The following is a 6,000-nucleotide window of genomic DNA, read 5'->3' on the forward strand; positions in this document are numbered from 1 at the left end:
ATGCCTATAAATCATATTGTCTAAATTACCATGGCTACCAATATAGGTAGACTTCGCGATAACCATGCCACGTCAATTGCGTGTTTATTTGTTCGAATGAACTATCACATTAATTAAGCGCGAACGCCTCTCCCGTTAAGTCTACAAATAACCAATAGCGCTTATTGTTAAGCTAACAAGTAAGGTAGCGCGATTAAAACAAGCACTTATTACAACTGGTTTATGTATCCAACCAAAGGGAAAGCGGCTTTACTGCTTTTGTGATCAAGGTTGCTGTTTAGTCGGTGCTATTGCTATCTCACGAATACATACATTTTGTGGTTGGTTGTATGCGAACATAACCGTTCTTGCGACATCATCGGCACTCAACGCTCCACCAATGTCTTTTTTCCAGTTTTCATAGCCATCTTTTATGTCGTCAGAAGTGGTATGAGAAAGCAACTCGGTTTCAACTGGCCCTGGGGCAATCGTAATTACACGAACATTGGCTGAGGCAGCCTCTTCTCTTACATTCTCAGAAATGGCATGTACAGCGAATTTAGTGCCGCAGTATGCCGCATGATTTGGAAATGTTTTTTTACCTGCAATAGAGCTAATGTTGATAATCGTTCCCGTGTTTCGTTCTAGCATAGGGGCAAGTGCGGCTTGCATACCATTCAGTAACCCAATAACGTTCACATCAAACATGTGTTTCCACTCACTTGGCTCTTGAGTGTCAATTTGTCCCAGTAGCATAACCCCCGCATTATTTATTAATAAATCGACCTCTCCAAATAATTGCTCTGCTTTCAGTATTGCTGCTGTAAAAGCATGTTTGTCCGTAACATCAACTTTTTCGCACAACGTATTGGGCAAATTCAGTGCTTCTAATTTTTCTACTCGACGTGCGAGCAGCAGCAATGGGTGACCTTGTGCGCTTAATTGACGTGCAATTGCTTCACCAATACCCGAACTCGCACCTGTAACAACAACTAGCTTTTTCATATTCGATTACCTTTTATCGATTAAAATTGAACACCCATCTTGTAGCGAAAAGCAATAAACCATCGCTTTTCCATTAAGCTTTAATGCTATTGAGTGACTAGGTACTATCTTAAAGCTAGTTTATTAGTGCATATATATCATTTCAGTTGAAACACTGTTGCACTTGAGCAACAATAAACATCACGACTATGTAATACTAATCAGTTGCTCGGATTTTGAACTCTAACAATGATGCTTCATTAGATCTTTTAGAATAAGGAGAGTGTTTAGTGATAATTGACCAAATAAGCTTGGATGATATTCGTATTTTTGCCGTAGTTGCTGAACAGGGTAGCTTCACTAGCGCGGCAGAGTTGCTTAAGGTCTCTCGGTCACATATATCAAGAAGAGTAAGTGCGCTTGAAAAACAAACTGGTTTGACGCTGCTACAAAGAACAACAAGAACATTAAAATTAACGGATAGTGGTAAACGACTGGTTGCTCAATGTCATAGCGCAATACAAAAAATTGAATATGCCCTAGTAGATGCCATTAATGATAATGATAATCTTAAGGGAAGTATCCGAGTCAACAGCGTTGGTGGGTACTTGGGTGAAGTCTACGTTGCGAGTCTCGTTAGTGAATTTATGAAACTGCACCCTGAAGTGTCTGTTGAACTTGATTTTAGTAGCCATCGAGTTGACTTAATTAACGATGAATTTGATGTTGCATTTCGTATGGGGAAGCTCGAAGACTCAGGTTTTGTCGCACGGCAATTATGTATGATAGAAATGTGTACGCTCGCAAGTCCCAATTATTTAACTGGTAAACCGGTGATTAAGCACCCAAAAGAGTTGCAAATGCATTGCTGCTTAACCGGCTCTGTTGCACATTGGCGCTACTTGCACCATCAAACAAATGAATCATATTCCGTCTCCATTGACGGTACCTTACGTTGTAAAAACGGACAAGTATTGATCAGTGGTGCTCTTAATGGACTCGGAATAATACGCGTGCCTCGGGTTTATTGTCAAAATGCGATAGACGAAGGAAAGTTGGTGGAAGTGTTTACTGAATGGCACATTCCAAGTGTTGAGTTTTCTCTTCTTTATCACAAGGATAAACATCAAGCTAAGAGACTGGCTGCATTTATTGAATTTACAAAAGCATACTTCTTAAATACTTAGCTAGTGGCGTCCCTTCGTTATTCCGAAGTCAACCGTTTAACAAAATAAGTTATCAACAAAGTTTTAGGTAAAGCCAAAGGCTTCCATACTAAACAACCTTCACTTGGGATAAATAGTTAAAAGTAGTTAAATACTCGTAATTTTTAAAAAAAGCAAATGCACGATTAATTAATTCGTCATACTCTTGTCCTCATCGGTACGCCACTGGTGCGCGATATTTAGGGGGCATAAACTGCCCCCAAAACATTTAACGTCTCGCTGCCCAAAACACGATCACCACTAGCATGTTCGCAATCAGCAAGTAGGGCATGGTGTTATCAACGCCATACAGTCCAGTACCAACTATCGGCCCACTGATAATTCCCAACCCTTGAGCAGCCGACACTATACCAGCAGCCGCGCCTTGTTCGGTAGGGTTGACCGAATTAGCAGCCAGTGCAGAGACCGATGGATAAATCCAGCCCATACCAAACCCAGCTATTGCATAACTTGCCCAAATAGTCATGGTATTGACCGCCAACACAGCGCTTACAAACCCAACAGCAGCAATGAGCCCGCCACACAAGATTAGTTGTTTTGGTTGCCATGTTAATTTCTGCAATACAATCTGGGCAATAATCAATGCAACTCCAACAATAGCCAAAGCAACACCCGCAGCCCTAGCTGCTTGGGCGGGTTCAAGTTGGAGCTGATCAAGTACAAAAAAGCCAACTATAATTTGCGCCACCGCCACACTAAAAGTGCTGACGAATGCGACTCCAACAGCACTTCGCAAACGTTTATCACCGAGGCTTACTGTATTAGCCGATGGCTGAGCATGCAGCTCTACTTTTGGTAATACGCGCCATAGAACAAGCAGCGCGATAACCGGAAAAAAGGCTGTAATATACAACGGCAAGCTTAAACTTATTGGCCCAAGCAAACCAGCAAGACCAGGGCCAATCACCATTCCAGCAGCACTTGCAGCGCCAACTCCAGCCATTGCACCAGCACGGCTATCTGGTGCTATATGGTCTGCTACCAACGCTGCCGTTGTTACAGGTACCGCCGCATAAAAAAATCCAGCGATCCCTCGACCAACAACAATACCAATAAAAGCCATCACAGGCAGTATTGCACTGTGTAAGGCATAGTCAATAAACAGCGCCAATATAAAGTAACTAACCACAAATCCAGTGAGACCGAACAACATCACTGGACGGCGACCTTTTCTGTCACTTAGTCTCCCCCACACCCGTGCCATGATAACCCAGGCTAACCCAGCTACAGTTACAGCGGCACCTACTTGCCAAGCTGACAATCCTATAACTCGAGAAATGGGTGCAGCTAAGGCCGCAAAGGCCATCATTGCCATAGTGCATACAAAGGTTTCAAACATCATTGGCTTTAAGCTAAAAGATGTTGCCTGCAACGATTTAGTATTATTCCTTATGCTGGTCATTTGAGCTCCATTTCATCAACAGGTTTTGACAGTTTTCCGACTTCATCTATTCACCCAAACATCTGTCCTCAAGATGATTGTCATCTAGTGTGCGATCAGTGCGTTGCTGGTTAACCGCCGCACTCTTCGCTGCTCGATATAAAAATGCCCGCACATCATCAATAGGAGGGTCAGGGCTGCGCCTTAGCATATTTTCAGCAACCGATTGAAAGATATCTGCAGCTGTTTCAGCACAACCAACTTTTCTGATGAGAAATCGGCTGACTTCTAGTCGGTACTTTTCTATTACCCCCGCCATAGATACAGTATACACCTCTGATTACCTACGGCCTTTTGCTGAAAATAACCTCTAAGTTATTGATAAATCGTTACTAACCACATAACTACGGGCTAAGAAAGAGAATCCAGGCAATACTGTAAGGCTTCGTGTAACAATACCGCAAATAGAAACCACTCTCAATAACGAACTGTAATTAGGTACAACAATAACCTGGTCAAAAATCATGCTTTCTACATAACTTGCTACTCGCTGTCGCATTTTTTCAAAGTTGTACTTTTAAGATGCTGTAAAAAGCTTAGATCCAAACTCGGAGTTATTAATTTAGGGGATAATTAATCAAAAACGTGTACAGCAACCTTATTTCAAAGTGTTTTGATGCTAAAGCGAAGCAATTCGCTGCAATGTTAAGTTGAGCCTGACACAACCATGATGAACAAATATTAGTGTAGATCAGTATTAACTCAATAATACACGCAGGCACAGTATCTAATCAGCTTGCCTTTTAACCTCACTGATAACGAATAACACCGTATTGATTACTTCGGTAGGTTTTTCAAATTGTATGTAATGCGACGTGTTATGGAATAATTTCAAATGACTATTAGATGACCATGATGCTTGGTCGTTAAACATATAACGGTCTTGCTCCATTACTGCCGGCACAATATCACGGCTTAAACCTGCATTGGCAAGTTGTAGATCAGACATTTTTGTGTAATTAACAATGTTACCGAGAATAAACATAGGTCTGTCGCCAAAGTTTCTTAGTGAACGGATTTGTTTTAGACCAACAGAGTAATTCAAAATTTCCTGAGATAAAGTATGATCAGATAATGGTGCAAAGGCTTTCACAGCTTCTGAATGATACTGTGATTGATTTGGAAAAGCGAAACTAGCCTGATTATTTATAATACGAGTTAAACCTATTATATCCATAATGGGCTTAACTATTTGGAAAACTGAATTTTTTAAAGATAGAATCAATGGTATTTCAACATCTTGAACTAAATCCATCTGCTCTGGATGAGGTGAGTCTATCAACACAATACCAGCAACTTTTTTTTCAAACAGCTCAGTAAATTTCGTAATATATACACCACCAAATGAATGACCAACCATAATATATGGAGGTTTCTCATTCGATATAACAAGCGCTTTATTTAAATCACTCGCAATATCTTGCATCAAATTGTTTGTTCGGGGCCGAGGGTCACTCCACATGATACCTGCACGATCATAAGCACAAGTTCTCGTTGTTTGAGCTAATTGGTCATGAACTGCTGACCAACTTAATGAACCCAAAGTATCTAAGCCTGATTCAAGAATAACAATAGGCGTACCTTCCCCTCTGCAGTCAATGTGCAAAAAGCGAGAACCTATATCAACTAATGAGCCGTTAGCTGGATACTTTAATAATGTATTATTTCGAGAGACTTGTTCATAAGTTATACCGAAACTAAGAAGTAACAGTACAAATAAACAAAAACTTAAGACAGTTTTGCTTTTAGATAACAACGGTAATACCCTATATTTAATTTAAGTAGGCTAACACCTTCCTAATTAACACACAAATAATTGAATAAAATAATCAGCACTAGTGCACACGCCGAGCTTTAAGAACCCTGTCAAAATTCGGTTGTTATATATTTTTATTCAAAAATTTAGAGATAAATAAACTTCTAACAGGAAGTTATTAATCCTACTAGGTTTGCTGATATTTCTTGTAGTATTCATCATTTCATCCATTGTCATTTTGCGTCCTTTTGTTTAGGAATTTGTCATATGCCGAATATATAGTGCATGTTTAACAAAGTTAACCGTGTAACCAAAAAAGATACATAGCATTAAATTATCACATCGGATAATTTTTATGACTTTAAAGTTGATTCTATTGATGACATTACAGGCGTATTCGGCCAGAAGCAAAACGAATAAGCAAAAGTCTACTGTGTAGTATTCCTTTGTTAAAGCATGTTTCAGCATTTTGCTCACTCAGAGCTGACCCCAGGGCGGGATCGCACTTTTAGCTAATTTATGATCAAATAGCGCCAATCCCATTGCTAGGCGCAACCAATGAACCTGATTGAACACCTTACAGTTGTAGAAGAAACTCGCTCTGATATTAACAA

The 6,000-nt window shown here is 40.1% G+C and carries 5 protein-coding genes; 1 reads left to right on the forward strand and 4 read right to left on the reverse strand.

Annotated features, from left to right (window positions below):
• Positions 1-264: 264 nt before the first annotated feature.
• Positions 265-984, reverse strand: coding sequence for an SDR family oxidoreductase (locus F9Y84_RS20295; RefSeq protein WP_125252613.1), 720 nt, complete (start codon positions 982-984; stop codon positions 265-267).
• Between the two features lie 269 nt (positions 985-1,253).
• Here F9Y84_RS20295 and F9Y84_RS20300 point away from each other — a divergent pair, with 269 nt between their 5' ends.
• Positions 1,254-2,150, forward strand: a complete 897-nt coding sequence (locus F9Y84_RS20300; RefSeq protein ID WP_167508284.1) for a LysR family transcriptional regulator — start codon at positions 1,254-1,256, stop codon at positions 2,148-2,150.
• Positions 2,151-2,397: 247 nt separating this feature from the next.
• Here F9Y84_RS20300 and F9Y84_RS20305 read toward each other — a convergent pair whose 3' ends face one another.
• The 3 genes from F9Y84_RS20305 to F9Y84_RS20315 form a co-directional block, all read right to left on the reverse strand.
• A complete protein-coding gene (locus F9Y84_RS20305; protein WP_147390588.1) occupies positions 2,398-3,591 on the reverse strand; it encodes an MFS transporter in 1,194 nt (397 codons plus the stop codon).
• 46 nt (positions 3,592-3,637) lie between these two features.
• Positions 3,638-3,904 carry a sigma factor gene (locus F9Y84_RS20310; RefSeq protein WP_147390589.1) on the reverse strand — a complete coding sequence of 89 codons (267 nt, stop codon included), beginning with the start codon at positions 3,902-3,904 and terminating at the stop codon, positions 3,638-3,640.
• Between the two features lie 453 nt (positions 3,905-4,357).
• Positions 4,358-5,386: an alpha/beta hydrolase gene (locus tag F9Y84_RS20315; RefSeq protein ID WP_167508285.1), complete on the reverse strand. Its 1,029-nt coding sequence runs from the start codon at positions 5,384-5,386 to the stop codon at positions 4,358-4,360.
• Between the last annotated feature and the right edge of the window lie 614 nt (positions 5,387-6,000).

The organism is Pseudoalteromonas peptidolytica, assembly GCF_012641745.1.
Lineage (GTDB): Bacteria > Pseudomonadota > Gammaproteobacteria > Enterobacterales > Alteromonadaceae > Pseudoalteromonas > Pseudoalteromonas peptidolytica.